Origin of the sequence: Streptomyces sp. NPDC085866, assembly GCF_044541035.1 — a bacterium.
Lineage (GTDB): Bacteria > Actinomycetota > Actinomycetes > Streptomycetales > Streptomycetaceae > Streptomyces.
Genome location: NZ_JBITSQ010000008.1, coordinates 372,259 through 395,422, shown reverse-complemented (window position 1 = coordinate 395,422; position 23,164 = coordinate 372,259). Strand labels below are relative to the sequence as shown.

23 protein-coding genes are annotated in these 23,164 nt (G+C 70.5%); 12 read left to right on the top strand and 11 right to left on the bottom strand.

Going from position 1 to position 23,164, the window contains the following annotated elements; genetic code table 11:
* Nucleotides 1-15: 15 nt before the first annotated feature.
* Genes ACIF83_RS22620 through ACIF83_RS22605 form a run of 4 tightly spaced genes read right to left on the bottom strand, consistent with a single transcriptional unit; the run spans nt 16 to nt 3,642 of the window.
* Nucleotides 16-1,107: an amidohydrolase family protein gene (locus tag ACIF83_RS22620; RefSeq protein WP_393482027.1), complete on the bottom strand. Its 1,092-nt coding sequence runs from the start codon at nt 1,105-1,107 to the stop codon at nt 16-18.
* 42 nt (nt 1,108-1,149) lie between these two features.
* Nucleotides 1,150-1,962, bottom strand: a complete 813-nt coding sequence (locus tag ACIF83_RS22615; RefSeq protein ID WP_393482024.1) for an amino acid ABC transporter ATP-binding protein — start codon at nt 1,960-1,962, stop codon at nt 1,150-1,152.
* Nucleotides 1,959-2,792 (bottom strand): amino acid ABC transporter permease, encoded by an 834-nt coding sequence (locus tag ACIF83_RS22610; RefSeq protein WP_393482022.1) that lies wholly within the window; start codon nt 2,790-2,792, stop codon nt 1,959-1,961. Before ACIF83_RS22610 ends, ACIF83_RS22615 begins: the two co-directional genes overlap by 4 nt.
* A gap of 4 nt (nt 2,793-2,796) precedes the next feature.
* Complete coding sequence (locus ACIF83_RS22605; RefSeq protein WP_398138649.1) at nt 2,797-3,642, bottom strand: transporter substrate-binding domain-containing protein; 846 nt, start codon at nt 3,640-3,642, stop codon at nt 2,797-2,799.
* Nucleotides 3,643-3,791: 149 nt separating this feature from the next.
* Between ACIF83_RS22605 and ACIF83_RS22600 the strand changes: the two genes are divergently transcribed.
* From ACIF83_RS22600 to thpD, 5 genes are all read left to right on the top strand, one after another.
* A complete protein-coding gene (locus ACIF83_RS22600; protein ID WP_399729305.1) occupies nt 3,792-4,898 on the top strand; it encodes a pyridoxal-phosphate-dependent aminotransferase family protein in 1,107 nt (368 codons plus the stop codon).
* Between the two features lie 351 nt (nt 4,899-5,249).
* Nucleotides 5,250-5,765 (top strand): diaminobutyrate acetyltransferase, encoded by a 516-nt coding sequence (ectA, locus tag ACIF83_RS22595; protein WP_399729302.1) that lies wholly within the window; start codon nt 5,250-5,252, stop codon nt 5,763-5,765.
* Between the two features lie 13 nt (nt 5,766-5,778).
* Nucleotides 5,779-7,050, top strand: coding sequence for a diaminobutyrate--2-oxoglutarate transaminase (ectB, locus tag ACIF83_RS22590; protein WP_398138646.1), 1,272 nt, complete (start codon nt 5,779-5,781; stop codon nt 7,048-7,050).
* 20 nt (nt 7,051-7,070) lie between these two features.
* The gene (locus ACIF83_RS22585) at nt 7,071-7,475 is read left to right on the top strand and encodes an ectoine synthase (RefSeq protein WP_389185270.1); all 405 of its coding nucleotides are present in this window, start codon (nt 7,071-7,073) and stop codon (nt 7,473-7,475) included.
* A 5-nt stretch (nt 7,476-7,480) separates the two neighbouring features.
* Complete coding sequence (gene thpD / locus ACIF83_RS22580) at nt 7,481-8,368, top strand: ectoine hydroxylase (protein ID WP_393482007.1); 888 nt, start codon at nt 7,481-7,483, stop codon at nt 8,366-8,368.
* Between the two features lie 61 nt (nt 8,369-8,429).
* Here the strand turns inward: thpD and ACIF83_RS22575 are convergent, their stop codons facing one another.
* The 5 genes from ACIF83_RS22575 to ACIF83_RS22555 form a co-directional block, all read right to left on the bottom strand.
* Complete coding sequence (locus ACIF83_RS22575) at nt 8,430-9,491, bottom strand: aminotransferase class V-fold PLP-dependent enzyme (RefSeq protein ID WP_399729298.1); 1,062 nt, start codon at nt 9,489-9,491, stop codon at nt 8,430-8,432.
* Between the two features lie 97 nt (nt 9,492-9,588).
* The gene (locus tag ACIF83_RS22570; protein WP_399729295.1) at nt 9,589-10,314 is read right to left on the bottom strand and encodes a DsbA family oxidoreductase; all 726 of its coding nucleotides are present in this window, start codon (nt 10,312-10,314) and stop codon (nt 9,589-9,591) included.
* A gap of 75 nt (nt 10,315-10,389) precedes the next feature.
* A complete protein-coding gene (locus ACIF83_RS22565) occupies nt 10,390-10,893 on the bottom strand; it encodes a GNAT family N-acetyltransferase (protein ID WP_399729292.1) in 504 nt (167 codons plus the stop codon).
* Between the two features lie 57 nt (nt 10,894-10,950).
* Nucleotides 10,951-11,559: a DUF1349 domain-containing protein gene (locus ACIF83_RS22560; protein ID WP_399729289.1), complete on the bottom strand. Its 609-nt coding sequence runs from the start codon at nt 11,557-11,559 to the stop codon at nt 10,951-10,953.
* A 45-nt stretch (nt 11,560-11,604) separates the two neighbouring features.
* Nucleotides 11,605-13,134: an aldehyde dehydrogenase (NADP(+)) gene (locus tag ACIF83_RS22555; protein WP_393481993.1), complete on the bottom strand. Its 1,530-nt coding sequence runs from the start codon at nt 13,132-13,134 to the stop codon at nt 11,605-11,607.
* Nucleotides 13,135-13,274: 140 nt separating this feature from the next.
* On the opposite strand from ACIF83_RS22555, the gene ACIF83_RS22550 reads away from it, so the two are divergent.
* From ACIF83_RS22550 to ACIF83_RS22530, 5 genes are all read left to right on the top strand, one after another.
* Complete coding sequence (locus ACIF83_RS22550) at nt 13,275-14,045, top strand: IclR family transcriptional regulator (RefSeq protein ID WP_145874802.1); 771 nt, start codon at nt 13,275-13,277, stop codon at nt 14,043-14,045.
* Between the two features lie 86 nt (nt 14,046-14,131).
* Complete coding sequence (locus ACIF83_RS22545; RefSeq protein WP_399729284.1) at nt 14,132-15,079, top strand: hypothetical protein; 948 nt, start codon at nt 14,132-14,134, stop codon at nt 15,077-15,079.
* Nucleotides 15,076-16,320 carry a sensor histidine kinase gene (locus ACIF83_RS22540; RefSeq protein ID WP_399729281.1) on the top strand — a complete coding sequence of 415 codons (1,245 nt, stop codon included), beginning with the start codon at nt 15,076-15,078 and terminating at the stop codon, nt 16,318-16,320. The genes ACIF83_RS22545 and ACIF83_RS22540 overlap by 4 nt, the downstream gene beginning before the upstream one ends.
* Before the next feature lie 17 nt (nt 16,321-16,337).
* Nucleotides 16,338-16,997, top strand: coding sequence for a response regulator (locus ACIF83_RS22535; RefSeq protein ID WP_399729445.1), 660 nt, complete (start codon nt 16,338-16,340; stop codon nt 16,995-16,997).
* Between the two features lie 55 nt (nt 16,998-17,052).
* Entirely contained in the window at nt 17,053-18,507 is a 1,455-nt protein-coding gene (locus tag ACIF83_RS22530; protein ID WP_399729278.1) for a peptidoglycan D,D-transpeptidase FtsI family protein, read from the top strand.
* A gap of 42 nt (nt 18,508-18,549) precedes the next feature.
* Here ACIF83_RS22530 and ACIF83_RS22525 read toward each other — a convergent pair whose 3' ends face one another.
* A complete protein-coding gene (locus tag ACIF83_RS22525; protein WP_398138640.1) occupies nt 18,550-20,001 on the bottom strand; it encodes an NCS2 family permease in 1,452 nt (483 codons plus the stop codon).
* 245 nt (nt 20,002-20,246) lie between these two features.
* Here ACIF83_RS22525 and ACIF83_RS22520 point away from each other — a divergent pair, with 245 nt between their 5' ends.
* Both ACIF83_RS22520 and ACIF83_RS22515 read left to right on the top strand, forming a co-directional pair.
* On the top strand, nt 20,247-20,813 hold the full coding sequence (locus ACIF83_RS22520; protein ID WP_393481978.1) for a SigE family RNA polymerase sigma factor: 567 nt from the start codon (nt 20,247-20,249) through the stop codon (nt 20,811-20,813).
* Nucleotides 20,810-21,655, top strand: coding sequence for a hypothetical protein (locus tag ACIF83_RS22515; protein ID WP_399729275.1), 846 nt, complete (start codon nt 20,810-20,812; stop codon nt 21,653-21,655). The genes ACIF83_RS22520 and ACIF83_RS22515 overlap by 4 nt, the downstream gene beginning before the upstream one ends.
* Nucleotides 21,656-21,937: 282 nt before the next feature.
* Here ACIF83_RS22515 and ACIF83_RS22510 read toward each other — a convergent pair whose 3' ends face one another.
* A complete protein-coding gene (locus ACIF83_RS22510) occupies nt 21,938-23,092 on the bottom strand; it encodes a right-handed parallel beta-helix repeat-containing protein (RefSeq protein WP_399729272.1) in 1,155 nt (384 codons plus the stop codon).
* Nucleotides 23,093-23,164: the final 72 nt, after the last annotated feature.

The following is a 23,164-nucleotide window of genomic DNA, read 5'->3' as shown; positions in this document are numbered from 1 at the left end:
GGCACACGCGTTCCCTTACTCGACCACGGCCCCGTTGAGCACCACCCGGCGCGGCGCCGCCAGCACCCGCACGTCCGCCCGCGGGTCGGACTCGTACACCACCAGGTCGGCCGGTGCGCCCTCCTCCAGACCGGGGCGGCCGAGCCAGGCCCGGGCCCCCCAGCTGGTGGCCGACAGCGCCGCGACCGGCGGGATGCCCGCGGTGACGAGTTCGGCGACCTCGCCCGCCACCAGGCCGTGGGCCAGTGAGCCGCCCGCGTCCGTACCGACGTACACCGGGATGCCGGCGTCGTAGGCGCCGCGCACGGTGTCGTAGCGGCGCTCGTGCAGCCGGCGCATATGGGCCGACCAGCGCGGGTACTTGCTCTCGCCGCCCGCCGCGAGCTGCGGGAAGGTGGCGATGTTGACGAGGGTCGGGACGATCGCCACCCCGCGCTCGGCGAAGAGCGGGATCAGGTCCTCGGTGAGGCCCGTGGCGTGCTCGATGCAGTCGATGCCCGCCTCGACCAGGTCGCGCAGCGAGCTCTCGGCGAAGCAGTGCGCGGTGACGCGGGCGCCGAGCCGGTGGGCCTCGGCGATGGCCGCCTCCACCGCCTCGCGCGGCCAGCAGGCGGACAGGTCGCCGAGGTCTCGGTCGATCCAGTCGCCGACCAGCTTGACCCAGCCGTCGCCGCGCCGGGCCTCCTGCGCGACGTACGCGACGAGTTCGTCCGGCTCGATCTCGTGGGCGTAGTTCCTCATGTAGCGGCGGGTGCGGGCGATGTGCCGGCCGGCCCGGATGATCTTCGGGAGGTCGTCGCGGTCGTCGACCCACCGGGTGTCGGAGGGCGAACCCGCGTCGCGGATCAGCAGGGTGCCGGTCTCCCGGTCGGTCAGCGCCTGCTTCTCGGCGGTGTCCGCGTCCACCGGACCGTCCGCGCCGAGCCCGACGTGGCAGTGCGCGTCGACCAGGCCGGGCAGCGCCCAGCCCTCGACGGTCCGGACGTCCCGGGCCCCGGCGGGGCGGTCGTAGGTGATCCGGCCGTCGACGACCCACAGTTCGTCGCGGACGTCCTCGGGGCCCACCAGGACCCGGCCCTTCACGTGCAGCACCGCGTGATCGCTCATGCATCGCACCTTAGTGAGCCGGGACCCGGTCCTGTCAGTGACCTACGACTCGGTCTTGCCCGCCTGGTCCGAGACCGCATCCTCCACCTCCTCCACCTCCTCCACCTCGGCCATCGCCGGGTCGAGCAGGCGGGAGAGGAAGTGGCGGGTGCGCTCGTGACGGGGGCTTGCGATGACCTGGTCAGGACTGCCGTCCTCGACGATCACGCCGCCGTCCATGAAGACGACCCGGTCGGCGACCTCGCGGGCGAAGGTCATCTCGTGGGTGACGACCATCATGGTCATGCCCTCGGTGGCGAGCATGCGCATGACGGCGAGGACGTCGCCGACCAGCTCCGGGTCGAGCGCCGAGGTCGGCTCGTCGAAGAGCATCACCTCGGGGCCCATCGCCAGCGCGCGGGCGATGGCCACGCGCTGCTGCTGGCCGCCGGAGAGGGAGGACGGGTAGGCGTCCGCCTTCTCGGACAGGCCGACCCGGGCGAGGTTCTCGGCGGCGGTCTTCGCGGCCGTGGCCTTGTCCCGCTTGAGGACCCGGCGCTGCGGGAGCGTGAGGTTCTCGGTCACGGTCAGGTGCGGGAAGAGGTTGAACTGCTGGAAGACCATGCCGATACGGCGGCGTGCGGCGTCGATGTCGACGTCCGGGTCGGTGATCTCGGTGCCGCCGACGAAGACCTGGCCCCGGGTGGGCTCCTCCAGGAGGTTCACGCACCGCAGCAGGGTCGACTTGCCGGACCCGGAGGGGCCGATGACACAGACGACCTCGCCCTGGTCGATCTCCAGGTCGATGCCGCGCAGCACGTGGTTGTCGCCGAAGGACTTGTGCAGGTCCTGGACGCGGATCTCCGGGCGGCTCATCGGATCGCCTCCTTGGAACCGGACTCCATGCGGCGGACGACGAAGCCGAGCGGGATGGTGATGAGCAGGTAGCAGAGGCCCGCGACCAGGATCGGGGTGGAGTTGGCGGTCGTACTGGCCAGGTCGTTGCCGAACTTGGACAGCTCGCGCTCCTCCAGGGTGACGCCGAGGAACAGCACCAGCGAGGAGTCCTTGAAGAGCAGGACCAGCTCGTTGGTCAGCGGCGGCAGAATGATCCGGAAGGCCTGCGGGATGATGATGGAGATCATGGCCCGGGCGGGCGAGAAGCCCAGGGAACGGGCCGCCTCCATCTGCCCCTTGGGCACCGCCTGGATACCGGCGCGGATGGTCTCCGCCATGTACGCGGCGGAGACCAGGCCGAGGGCGACCGCGACCTTGCCGTAGGTGCCGCCGGGGTACTGGATGTCCGGGAAGGCCAGCGGCACTCCGACGCCGACGAAGATGAAGATCAGCAGGGCCGGCAGGCCGCGGAAGATCTCGATGTAGACACCGGCGACCCAGCGGTACGGCCCCACGGAGGACAGCCGCATCAGGGCGACGACCATGCCGAGGGCGAGGCCCACGACGAAGCCGGACAGGGTGTACAGCACGGTGTTCTTGAGCGCCACCGTGATGACGTCCGGGAACATCTGCTCGGCGATGTGGGCCTGCGCGAACTGGTTCTTCAGCCGTCCCCAGTCCGCCGCGGCCGCGAACGCGACCACGGCGGCGACGAAGACCGCGTACTGCGCCGCGCGCGACAGCCTGCGCTTCTGGCGGCGCGTCAGGCCCGTCTTCCTCGGCTGGATGTGTGTGTCCGTCTCGGTCATGGGGTCAGGAGGCGGACGGCGAGGCGGCGGAGGTGTCGTACGGACCGATCCACTGCTCGTAGATCTTCTTGTAGGTGCCGTCGGCCTTGGCGTCCTTGAGGACCTTGTTGACGGCGGCGAGCAGCGCGGTGTTGCCCTTCTTCACCGTGAAGCCGTACTGCTCACCGGTGTTGAGGTTGTCGACGACCTTGAAGGCGTCGGCGTTGGCCTTGTCCTTCAGCCAGCCCTGGACGACCGGGTAGTCGATGATGACGGCCTGGACCTGGCCGGTGCGCAGACCGTTGAGGACCGCGTCGGAGGAGTGGAAGGAGACCGGGTCGAAGCCCTTGCTCTTGGCGTAGTCCTCGCCGGTGGTCTGCGCCTGGGCGCCGAGCTTCTTGCCCTTGGCCTTGACGTCGGCGAGCGAGTTCACGCCGGCCTTCTTGTCGACGAGGACGGCCTGGGTGGCCTCGAAGTACGGGTCGGAGAAGTCGACGTTCTTCTTGCGCTCGGCGGTGATGGTCATGCCGGCGGCGGCGAGGTCGCACTGCCCGGAGTTGAGGAAGGCGCCGGTCTTGAAGTTCTCGAACGGCGTGTCGAGGATCTGCTGCTTGACGCCCAGGTCCTTGGCGACGAGGTCGATCAGGGAGACGTCGAAGCCCTGCACCTTGCCGTTGATCTCCGACTGGAACGGCGGGTACGGCAGGTGGGTGCAGGTGGTCAGCTGACCGGCCTTGACGAGGTGGACGCCCTTGACGGTGGTCTTGCCGCTCTCCGAGCCGCCGGAGGAGCAGCCGGCCACGAGCACGAGCCCGGCCGTCGCGGTGGTGGCGGCCAGGATGCGGGTCCGGCGTCCGAGGAGCGTTTTCATGAGGGGATCTCCCTGTGGGGGAACTGTGGGTTCCGATTATAAGGAAGAGTTTGAGTCTCTCAAATCAAACCGATGGTTACGGAGCCTTTCGACTTAAGATCGATGGAGTCGCACCCTTTGACACCCCCCTGAACGAAGAGAGCAGCGCCGTGAGCCACCCCTTCCTCGATCTGCCCCCGCTGAGCGCCGAGCGGTTCGCCGCCATCGAGGACCGGGTGGCCCGGCTGCTGGACACCCGACAGGACGTCGTGATCACCCAGGGTGAGGCACTGCTGCCGCTGGAGGGCGCGATCCGCGCGACCGCCGGTCCCGGCACGACGGCGCTGAACGTGATCACGGGCCCGTACGGCCAGACGTTCGGCAACTGGCTCCGGGACGCCGGTGCGACGGTGTACGACCTCTCGGTGCCCTTCCACACCGCGGTGACGGCCGAGTTGGTCCGGGAGGCCTTCGCCGCCCACCCGGAGATCGACTTCGTGTCCCTCGTCCACGCGGAGGCGGCGACCGGCAACACCAACCCGGTCGCGGAGATCGGCGAGGTGGTACGGGAGCACGGCGCGCTGTTCTACCTGGACGCGGTCGCCTCCGTCGGGGCGGAGCCGGTGCTGCCGGACGCGTGGGGCGTGGACCTGTGCGTGATCGGCGCACAGAAGGCGATGGGCGGCCCGGCGGGTGTGTCGGCGATCTCGGTGAGCGAGCGGGCGTGGGCCCGCATGGCGGCCAACCCGAACGCGCCACGCCGCTCCTACCTCTCCCTCCTCGACTGGAAGGAGCGCTGGATCGACGGTGGCCGCAAGGCGCTGCTGCACGCGCCCGCCCAGCTGGAGATGCTGGCGCTGGAGGCGTGCCTGGAGCGGATCGAGTCGGCGGGCCTGCGGACGGTGATGGCCCGGCACCGCGACGCCGCGCTGGCCGTGCGCGCCGGCGCGACCGCCCTCGGCGGAGGCCTGGAGCCGTACGTGTACGAGTCGAAGGACGCGGCGCCGGTGGCGACGACGCTGCGGACGCCCGCGGGTGTGGTGGCGTCGGAGCTGGTGGCACGGGCGCTGGCGGCCGACCCCGCGCTTCCGCTGGCCGCGGGTGGTGAGGCTCTGGCCAAGGAGATGATCCGAGTCAACCACTACGGGGCGGATGCCACGCCGGGCGCGGTGCGCAGCTGCCTCACGGCACTGGGCGCCGCGCTGGCCGAGCGAGGGCTGGACGTGGACGTGCCGGGTGCCCTGCGGGCGGCCGAGCGGACCGAGCCCGCTGCGTGAACCCTCGGCGTGCGGCAGGGGTGCGCCCGTCGCGCCCCCGCCGCCGTCCGCGCCGGCCGGTTCGATCCGGTCATCGGTCATGCGATTCCCCCTCAATTCACACGACCCACATGAATTCCGGCCGCTATTTCCAGAATTCATTCGAGAGCAGCTTCCCGTCTTCTTCTGCCCGCTTTTCGCGAGGCTAAACAACAAGATTTCGTAGGGATTTCCAGGCTGTGACACACTCCACATCGAGGGTGTTTTGTCATCATTTGACATGGGTCAACTCAGACATTTCGCCACCCCTGGCGCTCACCTCGGTCGGCCCTCCCGTGCATTTCTGAATTTGCCTCGCTAAATTCCTGCCGCATGACTGCCCGACCAGCAGACCTACTCATCGACCGACCGACCATGTCCGACGGAGCCGCGCTCTGGCGTCTCGCCAAGGACTCGGAAACCCTCGACCTGAACTCCTCGTACAGCTATCTGCTGTGGTGCCGGGACTTCGCCGGCACCTCGGCGGTGGCGCGCGGCGCGGACGGCGAGCCCGTCGGTTTCGTCACCGGGTACGTGCGGCCCGACCGCCCCGGCACCCTGCTCGTCTGGCAGGTCGCTGTCGACTCCGCCCACCGGGGTCTGGGCATCGCCGCCGCCCTGCTGGACGGGCTGACCGCCCGGCTCACCGCCGAGCGCGGCGTCACCCGCGTCGAGACCACCATCACCCCCGGGAACACCGCCTCCGAGCGCCTGTTCACCTCGTTCGCCACCCGTCACGGCGCGGACCTGGCCCGCGAGGTGCTGTTCCCCGCCGACGTGTTCCCGGACGGCCCGCACGACCCCGAAGTGCTGTACCGCATCGGCCCGTTGACCCCCACCGCGCACTGAGGAGCGATTCACCGTGACCATCACCCAGCCCGACCTCAGCGTCTTCGAGACAGTCGAGTCCGAGGTGCGCAGCTACTGCCGCGGCTGGCCCACCGTGTTCGACCGTGCGCAGGGCAGCCGGATGTACGACGAGGACGGCCACGCGTACCTCGACTTCTTCGCCGGGGCCGGTTCACTCAACTACGGCCACAACAACCCGGTCCTGAAACGGGCGTTGATCGACTATCTGTCCCGGGACGGCGTCACCCACGGCCTGGACATGTCGACCACCGCCAAGCGGACCTTCCTGCAGACCTTCCAGGACCTGGTGCTGCGCCCGCGCGACCTGCCGTACAAGGTCATGTTCCCGGGCCCGACCGGCACCAACGCCGTCGAGTCCGCGCTGAAGCTCGCCCGGAAGGTGAAGGGACGGGAGGCGATCGTGTCGTTCACGAACGCCTTCCACGGCATGTCGCTGGGCTCCCTCGCCGTCACCGGCAACGCCTTCAAGCGGGCCGGCGCCGGCATCCCGCTGGTGCACGGCACGCCCATGCCGTTCGACAACTACTTCGACGGCACGGTCCCGGACTTTCTCTGGTTCGAGCGGCTCCTCGAGGACCAGGGGTCCGGTCTCAACAAGCCCGCCGCCGTGATCGTGGAGACCGTGCAGGGCGAGGGCGGCATCAACGTCGCCCGCCCGGAGTGGCTGCGGGCGCTCGCCGACCTGTGCGAGCGGCAGGACATGCTGCTCATCGTCGACGACATCCAGATGGGCTGCGGCCGTACGGGCGCGTTCTTCTCCTTCGAGGAGGCGGGCATCACGCCCGACATCGTCACGGTGTCCAAGTCGATCAGCGGGTACGGCCTGCCCATGTCGCTGTGCCTGTTCAAGCCCGAACTCGACATCTGGGAGCCGGGCGAGCACAACGGCACCTTCCGCGGCAACAACCCCGCGTTCGTCACCGCCACCGCGGCCCTGGAGACGTACTGGACCGACGGCTCCGCCATGGAGAAGCAGACCCGCACCCGCGGCGAGCAGATCGAACAGGCGCTGATCTCCATCACCGAGGAGAACCTCGCCGACGTGAAGGAGTACCGCGGGCGCGGTCTCGTCTGGGGCCTGGAGTTCCACGAGAAGAACCGGGCCGAGCGGGTCGCCCGGCGGGCCTTCGAACTCGGGCTGCTCATCGAGACGTCCGGCCCGGAGAGTGAGGTCGTCAAGCTGCTGCCCGCCCTCACCGTCACCGCCGACGAACTGGACGAGGGGCTGAGCACCCTCGCCCGTGCCGTCCGGGAAACCATCTAGCAAGGAGGCTGTGCACCACCGTGATCGTCCGATCTTTCAAGGACATCGAAGGCACCGACCGGCACGTGCGGGCGAAGTCCGGCACCTGGGAGAGCAAGCGGATCGTCCTCGCCAAGGAGCGCGTCGGCTTCTCCCTGCACGAGACCGTCCTGTACGCCGGGACCGAGACGTCGATGTGGTACGCCAACCACATCGAGGCCGTCGTCTGCGTCGAGGGCGAGGCCGAACTCACCGACCACGAGACCGGGAAGACCTACACGATCACTCCCGGCACCATGTACCTCCTCGACGGGCACGAGCGGCACACGCTGCGCGTCAAGGAGGACTTCCGCTGCATCTGCGTGTTCAACCCGCCCGTCACCGGACGGGAGGACCACGACGAGAACGGCGTCTATCCCCTGCTCACCGAGCCCGAGGAGGTGTGACACCGATGACCACCGTCACCGACCTGTATCCCAGCCGCGGCCCCGCCGAGGTGATCCTCCCCCGCCAGGACCCGGTGGTCTGGGGCTCCCCGCAGACGCCCGGCCCGATCGCGACCGCCGACCTCCAGTCGTACGAGCGTGACGGGTTCCTCGCCATCGACCAGTTGATCTCCCCCAGCGAGGTCGAGGTCTACAAGGCCGAGCTGGACCGGTTGATCGCGGACCCGGCGGTCCGGGCCGACGAGCGCTCGATCGTCGAACCGAAGTCGCAGGAGATCCGCTCCGTCTTCGAGGTGCACCGGATCAGCCAGGTGTTCGCGAACCTGGTGCGGGACGAGCGGGTGGTCGGCCGGGCCCGGCAGATCCTCGGCTCCGACGTCTACGTCCACCAGTCCCGGATCAACGTCAAGCCGGGCTTCGGGGCGAGCGGCTTCTACTGGCACTCGGACTTCGAGACCTGGCACGCCGAGGACGGCCTGCCGAACATGCGCACGGTGTCCGTCTCGATCGCGCTGACCGAGAACTACGACACCAACGGCGGCCTGATGATCATGCCGGGCTCGCACCGGACGTTCCTGGGCTGCGCCGGGGCCACGCCCGAGGACAACTACAAGAAGTCGCTGCAGATGCAGGACGCGGGCACCCCGTCCGACGAGGCGCTCACCAAGATGGCGAGCGAGTACGGCATCCGGCTGTTCACCGGCAGGGCCGGCTCGGCGACCTGGTTCGACTGCAACTGCATGCACGGGTCCGGCGACAACATCACGCCGTTCCCGCGCAGCAACGTCTTCATCGTGTTCAACAGCGTGGAGAACGCGGCCGTCGAGCCGTTCGCCGCGCCGGTGCGCCGGCCCGCGTTCGTCGGAGCAAGGGATTTCACCCCGGTGAAGTAACCCCCGAGAGCACCGGGCCGGGGCCTCCTCGTGTGGGACGGGAGGTCCCGGTCCGGTCGTGTCAGCCGGACAGCGCGTCCAGCAGGCGATCCACGTCCGCGGGCGTGTTGAACAGGTGGAAGGACGCACGCAGGTTGCCCGCGCGGTCGGAGACCTCGATGCCGGCGCGGCTCAGCTCGGGCTGGCGGCCGCCGAGCCCGGGGACCGAGACGATCGCCGAGCCGGGGGCGGGCACGGGCGTGTGGCCGAGGGTCGCGAGCCCGTCCCGGAACCGGTCGGCGAGGGCCACGTCGTGGGCGTGGACGGCGGCCATGCCGAGTTCCTCGATCAGTTCGAGGGAGCGGCGCAGTCCGGCGTAGGTGAACAGGGCGTGGGTGAGGTCGAACCGCCGTGCGGAGTGGGCGAGTTCGTCGACCGGGCCGTAGCAGCTGTCCCACGGCTGCTCGGCCGCGACCCAGCCCGCGAGCAGCGGGGTGAGCCCGCCGAGGTCCTCGGGGACCGTGAGGAAGGCCGCGCCGTGCGGGCCGAGCAGCCACTTGAAGGAGACCGTGGCGGTGAAGTCGTAGGCGTCCGCGTCCATCGGCAGCCAGCCGGCGGCCTGGGAGAAGTCGACGTAGGTGCGCGCGCCGTGCGCGCGGGCGGCCTCCCGCAGGGCGGCCAGGTCGGCGACGCGGCCGTCGGCGGACTGGGCGGCGCTGACCGCGACCAGCGCGGTGTCCGGGCGGACGGACTCGGCGATCCGCTCCAGCGGCACCGCGCGGACCTTGAGGTCGCCGCGGACGTGGAAGGGGTTCAGCACGGAGGTGAAGTCGTCCTCGGCAGTGAGGACTTCGGCTCCGGCGGGCAGCGAGGCGGCGATCACGCCGGAGTGCGCGGCGACCGAGGCGCCCGCCGCGACCCGGGTGGCAGGGACTCCGGCGAGCCGGGCGTATGCGGCCCGGCAGGCCTCGACGTCCTCGAACAGCGGGGTCAGCGGACGGCCCTCGGCCCGCAGCAGCGCCGCCTCGTGCAGGGCGGCGACGGTACGGGCCGGCAGCAGGCTGTTGCTCGCGGTGTTGAGGTACGTGGTCTTCGGGGTGAACTCGGCGCGGACGAGGCTCTCGAACGTCTCCGTGGTCTCCATGGGTCCACTCTGCGGCCGGATGAAGTCGTAGTCCATTGCCGATTTTTACGTGGATCCGCTTAGAGACGCTTATACGTCCGCGCCGACCTGCGGTTTCTCAGTGCTGCGGCACCGCGCACCCGTCCGGGCCGCAGGCCGCCCCGTCCCCTTGGTCGCCCTGATCGACCAGCTTCAACGGGGACCGCTCACCCCAGGCCTGGGTGAGCGCCTGGGTGAAGACCTCGGCGGGCTGGGCACCGGAGACGCCGTACGTACGGTCCAGGACGAAGAAGGGCACGCCGTTCGCACCGAGCTGGGCGGCTTCGCGCTCGTCGGCGCGGACCTCGTCGGCGTACGCGTCCGGGTCGGCGAGCACCGCGCGGACGGCCGCGGCGTCCAGTCCGGCCTCGGCGGCCAGCTCCACCAGGCGCTCGTCGCCCTCGGTGAACACGGACCGCTCCTCGGCGAAGTTCGCCCGGTACAGGATCTGGATCAGCTCGTCCTGCCTGCCCTGCTCCTTGGCGAAGTGCAGCAGACGGTGCATGTCGAAGGTGTTGCCGTGGTCGCGGTCCCGGGTGCGGTAGTCCAGACCCTCGGCGGCGGCCTGGGCACCCAGGTTGTCCTCGCCGGCCTGGGCCTGCGCCTCGCTCATGCCGTACTTCCTGGTGAGCATGGTGATCACCGGCTGGACGTCGCCCTTGGCGCGGCCCGGGTCCAGCTCGAAGGAGCGGTGCACCACCTCGACGTCGTCACGGTGCGGGAAGGCAGCCAGCGCCTTCTCGAAGCGGGCCTTGCCCACGTAGCACCAGGGGCAGGCGATGTCGCTCCAGATCTCGACGCGCATGTCTTCGGCTCTCTCCAGGTCGTACGGGCGCGGAGGCTCTCTCCACCCGGTACGTGAACGTTCAAACAGCGACGTTCATTCCCCGGGCACCGAGAAGCGCAGGAAGAGGTGGTGATCGTCCTCGGCGGGCGGATTCTCCGGGTCGGGGACCCAGCCCTGGCGGGCGTAGAAGCCCTGGGCCCGGGCGTTGTCCACATGGACGTCGAGCACGGCCGTCAGCCGGCCGTCGGCCCGCCACTCCTCCACGCAGGCCGCGTGCAGGGCCGTGCCGATACCGGCGCGCCAGTGGCCGGGGTCGACGTGGAACTGGAACAGCTTGACCGTTTCCGCGGGTGCGCCGTCCGGGGTGCGGAAGGAGGCGACACCGACGATCCGGCCCTGTTCGACGGCACACAGCACATGGCCGTCGAGCCGCCGGATGGAGCCGCGCCAGGCCTCGGCCCAGTCGACGTCGGCCTGGGGGACGCCGTCCGGGTAGTACGTGGACCTGGCCCGGAAGTGCAGATCGGCGATGGTCTCGGCCTCCACGGGCAGGGCGGTGCGGATCACCAGGGCGCCGCTCACGCGTTCACTGATCATGCAACGGAGGACGTGCGGGCACCGGCCCCGGTTCCACGCCCGCCGCGCCCTTCACCCTCAGCTGCCGTCCCGCAGATCGTCCGGCCAGCCGGGCCGGAACTCGATGTGGTCGTAGGTCACCACACAGCCCTCGCCCATCGGCGACTGGGTCATGAAGCCGATCAGCGCCGCGCCGGTCTCCTTCTCCTCGCCGAGGGTGAAGAGCCGGACGAAGGTCCAGCGCTCGCCGTCCCGGGAGGCGTGGAAGGCGAAGGCCCGTCCGGTCCGGCTGACCCGCAGCCACACCGAACTCCCCTCCACGGTGAAGGAGTTCGCGTCGTCGGAGTGTCCCCGGGTGACCACCGTGCAGACGGTGGGCACGTCCGGGGAGTACTCCAGACAGAGCTTGGCCCAGGCGCGCTCGCCGACGTGGACGTAGAGCACTCCGGCGTCGAAGGCGGCGCCGAACCCGACGGTGACCCGCGCTATCAGCTGGAAGTCGCCCTCGGGCGCCCCGAGCAGCCGGGGCGCGTCGGAGGCGGGCTCCAGGGCCTCACCGGTGGGCGTGACGAACCGGTCCTGCCGGGGCCCGGCCCACCCGGTGAGCACGCCCCCCTCGTAGGACCAGTTGCCGTCGGGCCCGTAGGTCCGAAGAGGGAAAGGGAGTTCGGGAAGTTCCACGTCCATGGCGCGAGTCTCGCAGGTTGCCTTGCCTCCGTCTCGTGAACCGGTTCAGCGTTCGAGGCCGCCGTTGAACCGCCGAGGGAGGCCCAGCGGGTTGTCGTCCCGCAGCTCCGGCGGCAGCAGGGCCTCCGGTGCGCCCTGGTAGGTGACGGGCCGCAGCCACCGCTCGATGGCCGTGCCGCCCACGGACGTGGACGTGGAGGTGGTCGCCGGGTACGGACCGCCGTGGTGCTGGGCCGGAGCCACGGCCACGCCCGTCGGCCATCCGTTCACCAGCACGCGACCGGCCAGCGGAGTCAGCTCGGCGAGCAGCTCGGCGCCCCGGCCCTCGCCGGCGGCCTCCTCGGCCGACAGCTGGACGGTCGCCGTGAGGTTGCCCGGCAGCCGCGACAGCACCGCCGTCGCCTCGCCCTCGTCCTCGTACCGGACCACCACGGTCACCGGCCCGAAGCACTCCTCCAGCAGCAGGTCGTACGCGCCCTGCTCGGCCAGCCTGCTCGCCGGCACCGTGAGGAACCCCGCGCTGACCGTGTGCTCGCCACCCGCGCCCGGCGTGACCGGCGTGTCCACCTCGGGCAGCTGCGCCCGCTCGGCGACGCCCGCGACGAAGTTGTCCCGCATGCGGTGGTCGAGGAGGACACCCGCGTCGGTGTCGCTGACGGCGTCGGTGAGCGCCTTGACCAGGCCGTCGCCCGCCGCGCCGGACGGCACCAGCACCAGGCCCGGCTTGACGCAGAACTGGCCGACGCCCAGCGTCATGGACCCGGCGAGGCCGGACCCGATCGCCTCCGCCCGCTCGGCCGCCGCCGCCTCGGTCACCAGGACCGGGTTCAGCGAGCCCAGCTCACCGTGGAACGGGATCGGCACCGGGCGCGCGGCGGCCGCGTCGAACAGGGCACGCCCACCGCGTACGGATCCGGTGAAGCCCGCCGCCGCGACCAGCGGGTGCTCGATCAGCTCGACGCCCGCCTCGAAGCCGTGCACGAGGCCGACGACACCCTCCGGGATGCCGTGCTCGGCGGCGGCCCGGCGCAGCACCTTGGCGACCAGCTCGGACAGGGCCGGGTGGTCCGGGTGGGCCTTGACGACCACCGGGCAGCCCGCGGCCAGCGCGCTCGCGGTGTCGCCGCCCGCCACGGAGAAGGCGAAGGGGAAGTTGGAGGCGGAGTAGACGGCCACGACGCCCAGCGGGACCTTGTAACGGCGCAGGTCCGGTATGGGCGGAGTGGCGGTGTCGTCGGGGTGGTTGATGATGACGTCCAGGAAGGCGCCCTCGTCGACGATGTCGGCGAAGGCCCGCAACTGGTACGCCGTGCGAGCGAGTTCGCCGGTCAGCCGGACCGGGCCGAGGGCGGTCTCGGCGTCGGCGGTCTCGATCAGACCGTCCTTGGCCGCGTTCAGGCCTGCCGCGGCCGAGCGCAGGAAGGCGGAGCGGACGGTGCGGTCGGCGAGGGCACCACGCAGGGCGTGTGCCGCCCTGACGGCCGCGTCCACCTCCTGGGCTGTGGCCTCCACCGCAACCTGTTCACGCTGCTTCCCGGTGCGCGGGTCGACACTCCAGACTGGTGCTGCTGCCACCGCGGGTCCCTCCAAGTAAGGCCGCACTTCCTGGGTCAACCATCAGCCGCGTTCGATATACTGAACGCTGTCTCTGATGATGAATACGCTGCTCGGAGACTATATATCCAGGTCCTCGTCGAACGAAGGGGTCAACGGCGATGTCGGCAGGCGAGACAGGCGGGGCGCAGGTCAAGTCCGCGGTGCGGACCGTTGAATTGCTCGAGTACTTCGCCGGCAAGCCCGGTATGCACTCCCTCGCGGCCGTCCAGGAGGCCGTGGGCTACCCCAAGTCCAGCCTGTACATGCTGCTGCGCACGCTCGTGGAGCTGGGCTGGGTGGAGACGGACGCGACGGGGACGCGGTACGGCATCGGGGTGCGGGCACTGCTCGTGGGCACCTCCTACATCGACGGCGACGAGGTGGTGGCGGCGGCCCGCCCGACCCTGGACCGCCTCTCCGACGACACCACGGAGACCATCCACCTGGCCCGCCTGGACGGCACGAACGTCGTCTACCTGGCGACCCGCCAGTCCCAGCACTACCTGCGCCCCTTCACCCGCGTCGGCCGCCGCCTGCCCGCCCACTCCACGTCCCTCGGCAAGGCGCTGCTCGCCACCCACACCGACGAACAGGTCCGCAAGCTCCTGCCGGAGACCCTCCCCGCCCTGACCGAGCACACCATCACCGACCGCGAGAAGCTGATCGAGGAACTCCACCAGGTCCGTGAGCAGGGCTTCGCCGTGGACCGCGAGGAGAACACGCTGGGCCTGCGCTGCTTCGGCGTGGCCATCCCGTACCGGACCCCCGCCCGCGACGCCATCAGCTGCTCGGTCCCGGTGGCCCGCCTGACCCCCGCCCACGAACAGATGATCAAGGACGCCCTGTTCGACGCGCGGGACCGCCTGACGCTGGCCACGCGGAGGCTGTGAGGAGGACGGCGTCTCCGCCGAGCGGCGGAGACGGATCGTCGTCACGCAGGAAGTGGGCAGCCCCGTGGGCACGGGAGCGTTGAGGCATGACTTCCTCAACCGCCGCCGACGCCACCAGCCCGCGGCTCCGCCCCGTGCTGCGGCTCGTGGCCATCGTCTCCTGTCTGCCCTACCTGTCCCTCAAGCTCGCCTGGATCTCCGGGAGTCATCTCGGCATCCCGGACGGGAGTCCGTTGCTGGAGCACCGGATGGTCATGGCACTGGCCAACGGGCTCACCGTACTCATGGACGCCGCTGTCATCGTGCTGGCGCTGTTGCTGACCCAGGCATGGGGGCGGCGGGTGCCCGCCTCGGTGCTCGCGGTGCCGATGTGGGTCGCCACGGGCCTGCTCGCGCCGATCATGGTGGGCTTTCCGCTGCAGATGGTCGTGCACGCGGGTTCGGACAGCGGTGACGACCGGCCGTTCCTCGACGGGTGGGTGTTCGGGGTCGTGTACGGGGGGTTCATCGTGCAGGGGCTCGCTCTGGGGGTGCTGTTCGTCGGGTACGCCCGCGAGCGGTGGGGCCACCTGTGGCGGGGGCGGGTGCGGGAGCTGCCCGCGCACGGCACGGCGGCCGCGCAGCGGACGACCGCCGTGACGGCGGCGCTGCTCGCGCTCTTCCCGGGCACGCTGCGGCTGCTGTGGGCCTGCGGGTTCACGGCCGGGCGGAACCTCAGCGGCGGCCGGCTCATGGAGGTCGTCTACGCCGGATTCCTCGCCGCCGCCGTCACCGGGGCCTGGCAGCTCGCCTTCCGCCGCGCCCGCACCCTGCCGGTCACCGTGCCGCTCGCCCTGGCCTGGGTCGGCTCCGGGGCGGTCGCCTGCTGGGGCGGCTGGATGGCGCTCGGCGCCCTGGTGACCTCCCACGATCTCGCCCACCGCCCGACACCGGCGATGAGCCTCACCTACGCTGTGCACATGATCGTCGGCCTGCTCGTGGCAACCGTCGCCGCCCACCACTTCGCGGACCGGTCGGCCAGGACCCCACGGTGACCCGGGCGTTGGGACTCCTCTTCGGCGGGCGAGCCCGGCGCCGCTGGATCCATCTGATCCTCGGCGGCGCGCTCGCCATGCCGTACGTCCTCGTCGGCTCGGTGATCGTCGGCCCGCTCGCCGGTGTGGACGACGTGTTCGGGTCCCTGCCCCTGCAACTCGGCTCGTTCGCGTTCGGGTTGCCGCTCGCCACCGTGACCTCGCTGTTTCCGCTGACCCGCCCGCTGGAGGCCGGCGCCGCCCGCGCCCTGTGCGGGATCGAGGGGGACGCCCTCGCCCACGCCCCGGCCCGGACGCGGTCCGAACGGGGGCGTACGGCCGCCTGGTTCACCCTGCACCTGGGCCTCGGCGGGATCATCTCCGGGATGTCGCTGGCCGTACCGCCGTTCGCGGTGTTCCTCATGCTGCTGCCCCTGTTCCAGGGACTGCGCGACACCCGGATCGGCACGCCCGAAGTCCTATGGCACGGCTGGGGGTTGGCGCTCTGTCCGGTCGCCGGCCTCGCCATGCTGATCGCCCTGGCCGCCTGCGTCGCCGCGTGCGGGGCGCTGCTCGCCCACTGGGCGCCCGCCCTGCTCGGGCCCAGCCCCGCGGACCGGCTCGCCGCGGCCGAGGCCCGGGCCGCCGACCTCGCCGTACGCAACCGGCTCGCCCGCGAGCTGCACGACTCCGTCGGACACGCGCTGAGCGCCGTCACCCTGCAGGCGAGCGCCGCCCGCCGCGTCCTCGACACCGACCCGGACTTCGTCCGCGAGGCCCTGGCCGCCATCGAGGACACCACCCGGCGCACGGTCGGCGAACTCGACGCCGTACTGGGCGTGTTGCGGGACGGCGACGCACCGGGCACCACCCCCGCCCCGACCCTGGCGGCCGACCTGGACGGGCTGCTGCGCCGGACCCGGGCGGCCGGGCAGCGGGTGACGGCCACCGTCGACACCGGCCCCGCCGCCCTGCCCCCGCTGGTTTCCCGGGAGGCGTACCGGATCGTCCAGGAGGGCCTGAACAACGCCCTCAAGCACGCCGGTGAGCCGGTCGTCCTCCGCATCGCCACCGTCGACGGCCACCTCGACATCACCGTCGAGAACCCCCTCGGCGCCTGCACCGCTCCCCGTCCCGGCGGCGGCCACGGCCTGCGCGGCGTCGCCGACCGGGTACGGCTGCTCGGCGGCACTTCCCGGGCGGGGGCCGAGAAGGGCACCTGGCGCCTGCACGTCCGACTGCCACTGAAGGGATCCACGTGACCGACGAAAGGGCGGCCATCACCCGGCCCGCCATCCGGATCGTCCTCGCCGACGACGAGCGCATGGTCCGCACCGCCCTGCGCGCCATCCTCTCCGCCGAGCCCGGCCTCGAGGTGGTCGGCGAGGCGGCGACCGGCGCCGAGGCGGTGTCCGTGGTCCGGGAGCTGCGCCCCGACGTCGTCCTCATGGACGTCCGTATGCCGGAGGTGGACGGCATACGGGCCACCGAGCAGATCCTCGCCACCCTCGACGAGCCGCCCCGGGTCGTGGTCGTGACCACCTTCGAGAACGACTCCTATGTGTACGACGCGCTGCGCGCCGGAGCCGTCGGGTTCCTGCTGAAGCGGGCGGACGCCGACGCGCTCGTCCAGGCGGTACGACTGGTCGCGCGCACCGACAGCCTGCTGTTCCCGTCGGCCGTACGCGCCCTCGCGGCCGAGCACGCGCGCACGGCGCCCGCACCCCCGGCGTGGGTGAGCAGGCTCACCGGACGGGAGAGCGAGGTGCTGCGGCACATGGCCGCCGGGCTGACCAACGCGGAGATCGCCCGGCGGATGGACGTCGGACCGGCCACCGTCAAGTCGCACGTCGCGGCGGTGCTCGCCAAGACGGGTGCCCGGGACCGGACGCAGGCGGTGATCGCCGCGTACGAGGCGGGTTTCCTGAACGTGCGATGAGAAAACAGGACGTACGGGAACGATCGCCCCCGTCTCGATCGTCTTCACGAGCGGGATGAACAAGACGATCAGGCGGGCGTCCGTCTTCGCGCTGCTGCTCGTGCTCGCCCTGCTGGTCAGGGCGACCTGGGTGCAGTTCTACGACGGCAAGGCCCTCGCGGACGACAACGACAACCGGCGGAACGTCATCGAGACGTACTCACACCCGCTCGGGAACATCATCGTGGCCGGGGACGCGATCACCGGCTCGGCGCGGACGAAGGGCAGCGACCTCGCGTACAAACGGACGTACAAGAACGGCAAGCTGTACGCGGCGGTGACGGGCTACGCCTCGCAGGCCTACGCACCGACCCAGCTGGAGGGCATCTACCAGGACCTCCTCAACGGCACGGACAACCGGCTCAAGACCGTGATGGACACGGTCACCGGTAAGCGTGCCGACCCGGGTGACGTGCTCACCACGATCGACCCGGCCGTGCAGAAGGCGGCGTACGACGCGCTCGGCGACAACAAGGGCGCGGCCGTCGCCGTCGACCCGAAGACCGGCAAGATCCTCGCCGTGGTGTCGACCCCCTCCTACGACCCCGCGCAGCTCACCGACGCGAACACGGCGGGGGTGGCCTGGAAGAAGCTCAACGCGGACAAGGACAAGCCGCTCACCAACCGGGCGCTGCGCCAGCCGCTGCCGCCGGGCTCGACGTTCAAGCTGGTCGTGGCGGCCGCCGCGCTGGAGAACGGGCTGTACAAGAACGTGGACGACCGCACCGACAGCCCCGACCCGTACACCCTGCCGGGCACCACACGGGAACTGCCGAACGAGAACAAGTCGGCCCCGTGCGAGGACGCGTCGATCCGGGTCGCCCTGCGCTACTCCTGCAACAACGTCTTCGGCAAGATGGCCGTCGACCTCGGCCAGGACAAGGTGAAGGCGATGGCCGAGAAGTTCGGCTTCAACGACGACGAGCTGGACGTGCCGGTGCGGGCCTACGCCAGCGTCTACCCCTCGAACATGGACAAGGCGCAGACGGCCCTGTCGGGCATCGGCCAGTTCGACGTCACCGCCACCCCGCTCCAGATGGCCATGGTGTCGGCGACCATAGCCAACGGCGGCAAGCTGGTCTCGCCGCACATGGTCTCGCAGATCACCGACAGCAGCGGCGATGTGTTGAAGGACTATGCCGACAGCGCGGACACCAAGGAGATCGTGAGCTCCTCCACCGCCGAGCAGTTGCAGTCGGCGATGGAGACGGTGGTGAAGGACGGCACCGGTACGAACGCGTTGATCGACGGGGTGACCGTCGGCGGCAAGACCGGTACCGCCCAGCACGGCGAGAACAACAGCAAGACGCCGTACGCCTGGTTCACGTCGTACGGCAAGTCGGACAGCAGCGGCAAGGAGGTCGCTGTCGCGGTGATGGTGGAGCAGTCGGATGCGGCCCGGTCCGAGGTGAGCGGCAACGGGCTCGCGGCGCCGGTGGCGAAGGCGATGATGCAGGCAGCACTCAAGTAGCCGAGGGGAAGGGGGCGGTTCGGCAGAACCGCCCCGTCGGCCCTACTTCACGCCCAGGATCTGCTCCACCGGATCGATCGCGAAGTAGACCAGGAAGAGGACGGACACGCCCCACAGCAGCCAGTTGACCTCCTTCGCCTTGCCGAGGACCGTCTTGATGACCACGTAGGACAGGAAGCCCGCGCCGATGCCGTCGGTTATCGAGTAGGTGAACGGCATCGCGGCGATGGTGAGGAACGCCGGGATGGCGATCTCGTACTTGTCCCAGTCGATGTGCTTGACGTGGGTCATCATCAGGAAGCCCACCGCGATCAGCGCGGGCGCCGCGGCCTGCAGCGGGACGATCGTCAGCAGCGGGGTGAGGAAGAGCGCGAGACCGAAGAGGCCGCCGGTGACCAGGTTGGCGAAGCCGGTGCGGGCACCCTCGCCGACACCGGCCGCGGACTCGATGTAGGCGGTGTTGGAGGAGGCGGAGCCGACACCGCCGGCGACGGCGGCGGCGCCGTCGATGAACAGCACGCGGCCGATGCCGGGCACCTGGCCCTTCTCGTCCAGCAGTCCGGCCTCCGCGCTGATGCCGACGATGGTGCCCATGGCGTCGAAGAAGTCGGACAGGATGAGGGTGAAGACCAGCAGGACGGCGGTGAGGACGCCGGCCTTGGCGAAGCCGCCGAACAGGCTGAAGTGACCGACCAGGCCGAAGTCCGGGGCGGCGACGATCTTGTCCGGGACCTTCGGGGTGGTCAGGCCCCAGCTCTTGATGTCGGCGACGGCGTCGATGACGATCGCGACGACGGTCATCGTCACGATGCTGATGAGGATCGCGCCCTTCACCTTGCGGGCGAGCAGCGCGATGGTCAGCAGGACGCCGAGACAGAAGACCAGGACGGGCCAGCCGGTGAGGCGGCCGACGGCGCCGAGCTGCACCGGGACGGTGGTGTGCGCGACGTCCGGGATGCGGCTGACGAACCCGGCGTCGACGAAGCCGATGAAGGCGATGAACAGGCCGATGCCGACGCCGATGGCCTGCTTCAGCTGCTGCGGGATCGCGTTCATGATCGCCTCCCGGAGCCCGGTGAGGACCAGCAGGCAGATCACGAGGCCTTCGAGGACGACCAGGCCCATCGCGTCGGACCAGCTCATCAGCGGGGCGAGTTGGAAGGCGACGACGGCGTTGAGGCCGAGACCGGCGGCGATGGCGAGCGGGAGGTTGCCGCCGACACCCATGATGATCGTCATCACACAGGCCACCAGCGCGGTGGCGGTGACGAGTTGACCGGTGTCGAGGGAGTGGCCGAACTTGTCCTTGGCGCTGCCCAGGATGATCGGATTCAGGACAAGAATGTAGGCCATGGTGAAGAACGTGGCGAAGCCGCCGCGTATCTCCCGGCCGAAGGTCGATCCCCGCTCGGAGATTCTGAAGTACCGGTCGACGCTGTTCCCGGCAGGTGGCGCGGCATCCGGCCGCTGGTCCACCTTCTGCGTCTCGGACATGGTCCTACTCCTCGTTGCCTGATGAGCGTGTGCGGATGCTGGCTGGATTGTTCCCGCGTCGAACCCGTTTCAGGTTTTCAACGTGTTACGGAATCCGGTTCGGTGTGCCATACGTTGTCCGACCCCCCGCACGGCTGACAGAAAGCGATCACTGCTACGCTTCCGGATCCCCGTCCGGGGCTCCACCGGGCGTTCGCATGTCATTCACATGACACTCACAGAGTTGCACTGGGAAGAGGTCACCCGTGGGCTCAGTCGTCGACGACGCCGCCTCCGTGGAGTTCCATGCCTTCTTCGAACAGCACTACGCCGAACTCTCCCGCCTCGCCCACCTGTTGACCGGCGAGGCCGACGCCGCCGACGACCTGGCCGCGGACGCGCTGCTGGCGCTGTGGCACCGCTGGGACCGGGTGCGCGCGGCCGACCATCCGGTGGCGTACGCGCGGGGCGTGGTCGCCAACCTGGCCCGCACCCGGATCCGCAGCGCGGTGCGCGAGCGGCGCCGGATCGCGCTGTTCTGGTCGCACCGCGCGGAGAAGACCGAGAACCCGGACGTCGCGGGCGTGGTGGACGTGCAGTCGGCGCTGCGTCGCCTGCCCTTTCGCAAACGCGCATGTGTGGTACTTCGGCACGCGTTCGACCTGTCGGAAAAGGACACCGCGCTCGCCCTCGGGGTGTCGGTGGGTACGGTTAAGAGCCAGACATCCAAGGGCATGGCCGAACTGCAACGCCTGCTCGGCGCCCAGGGCATTCCGCAGAGGGTGCACGCGGCGATGGCGCGCGGCGGCGGGAGCGGAGGAAGGAACCGATGAGGCAGCAGGACGTGCACGACGAGCTGCGCGCCCGGCTGCACGAGGCGGCCGAGGCCCACGAACCCGACCGCGCGCGCATCCTGGCCCGGGTCGAGCGGGGCATGGCCGCGAGGATCAGCCCCGACCACCGGGCCACGCTCCCACCGGTGTTCGGCTGGGTGCGCGTGGTCAGCGCCACCGCGGCGGTCGCCGGAGTCCTCGCGGTCGGCGGGTACGCGGTGGCGTCCGCGGTCAAGGACAACACCACTCCCCCGCAGCAGACGGTCGCGGTCTCACCGACGCCCACGCCCTCGCCGGACGCGACGAGCCGGGCCCCGGTTCCGCCGGTGAAGCCGGTGCCGAGCAGGGCGCCGGAGACACACGAGCCGAGCAGCTCCCCCTCCTCGAAGCCCTCCGCCCCGGCCCCCGTGGTGCCGTCGGCCGATGGCGAGACGGACGGCCCGCTGTGGTCGGACGGCTCGGTGGACCCGCACAGCAACGACTTCTGGGCGCAGAGCAACGTCACGCTCAAGACGAGCGAGCAGCTCACCTCCCTCACCGTGCAGCTGAAGGTCGCACAGACCGGCGGGGTCGGCTCGGCCGGCGTCTGGCGCTCGCTGCCGGAGCAGGACTTCACCCTGACCGTCGGCGAGCAGGACGGCTTCCTGGTCTACACCTGGGTGCTCAAGGAGGACCGTACGGTCCCCAAGGGCGAGTGGGTGTTCGCCGGGCAGTACGACCACCAGCGCGGCGGCCGGGACGCGAAGGACGACAGCTACACGGTCAAGGCCACGGCGGACGGCACGCAGCGCGCGGTGGGCGGCGACTTCGCGGCGCACACGGACGGCGCGGGCGACTCGTAGAAGTTCCTCCCCTCGTCCGCGTCCGCCGCGCACACGCTCCGACACCCGCTCCCTCACCACGGGTTCGTACCGGGGAAACAACCACACGTTCGTATTCGACGTCCCCTCTAGTGCCTGCCGGCCTGAGCCCCCCTCGGCCGGCAGCGGAACGCCCCCGCCGGTGACGACCGGCGGGGGCGTTCGTGCCGCGACGTGCGGCTCGCTCAGAACTCGGCGTGCTGGCCCTTGTGGTGCCCACACACGTGCGCCGTATGCCGGACCGCCTTCCATCGCTTGGAGCAGCTAGTTCATCGTCGATCCGATCGCGGCAGAGCCTGTGGTGAGGAAAGTCGTCGCCGGCAGGGAGCCGTCCGACTTGCGGGCGCCGTACGCCGTCGTGGCATCCGTGGACTTGAAGACAGGCGTACTCACCCCGCTGTCCCAGTTGTTGGCGGCGGAGACGGTGTGCGAACTCAGCTTGGACAGGCCGCCCTTGTTGCTCACGGCGAGATTGCGGGCCAGCCGGGCCTTGCCCGTCTCGAAGAAGAAGCCCGCCTGCGCGTTCACGTACGCGGTGTTGCGGTTCAGCGCGATCGCCCCGGTGTTGGAGTTCTCGGTGAAGCCGTTGAGGCTGTTGTCCCAGGCCGCGTTGTTGTTGACGACGTGTGCGACCGAGGCTCCCCCGCCGCCCAGCTTGAAGCCGTTGCCGTTGCCCTCGAAGGCGGAGTCGTTCCAGCGGTTCTTGCCGTTGCCGAAGGCCCAGGAGTGCTCGATGGTGACCGGCGAGGAGAACTGCCACAGGTCGAGGCCGTCGTCGGAGTTGTTGTACAGGCGGGCGCCGGTGACCTTGTTGCCGGTGCCGGAGCCGAACTTGATGGCGATGCCGTCGGCGTTCTGGCCGTGCCCCGAGGCGTCGTAGTTGCCGTAACTGTCCAGGTTCTGGACGAGGTTGTTCACGGTGTTGTCGCCGCGCAGGGTGAACCCGGAGTCGCCGTTGTTCGCGGTGACGAGGTTCTTGAAGACGCCTCCGGTCGAGGAGGTGACGACGAAGCCCTGGGCCGGGGACTTCTGGAAGGTGAGGTTCTGCACGGTCCAGTAGCTGCCGTAGATCCCGGCGAGCCAGGAGCCGGCGGGCAGCTTGGAGCCGTCGATCTTCACCGTCTCGGTGCCGTACGCCTGGAGCGTGATGCGGTTCGAACCGGTGCCGCCGGCCGTGGACTTGAGGGTGGCGGTCGGGTAGTAGGTGCCGCCCCGCACCTGGATGACGGTACCGGCGGTGGCGTTCCTGACGGCCGACTCCAGCTGGGCGGTGGTGGAGACGGTGACCGCGGTCGTGGCGGCCTGGGCGCCGCCGTTCGACAGGCCGAGGTAGACGCCGCCGGCCCCCGCGGCCACGGCCACCGCGGCGGCGATCGAGAGGGTGCGCGTCCTGCGGTGACGTCCGGTGCTCTGCCGCACTGGCCGTTCCTTTCCTAGGGAGTTGAGACGCAATCCAGTCGCCGCCGTGGCCGGAACAGGTTGCCGCGCCCA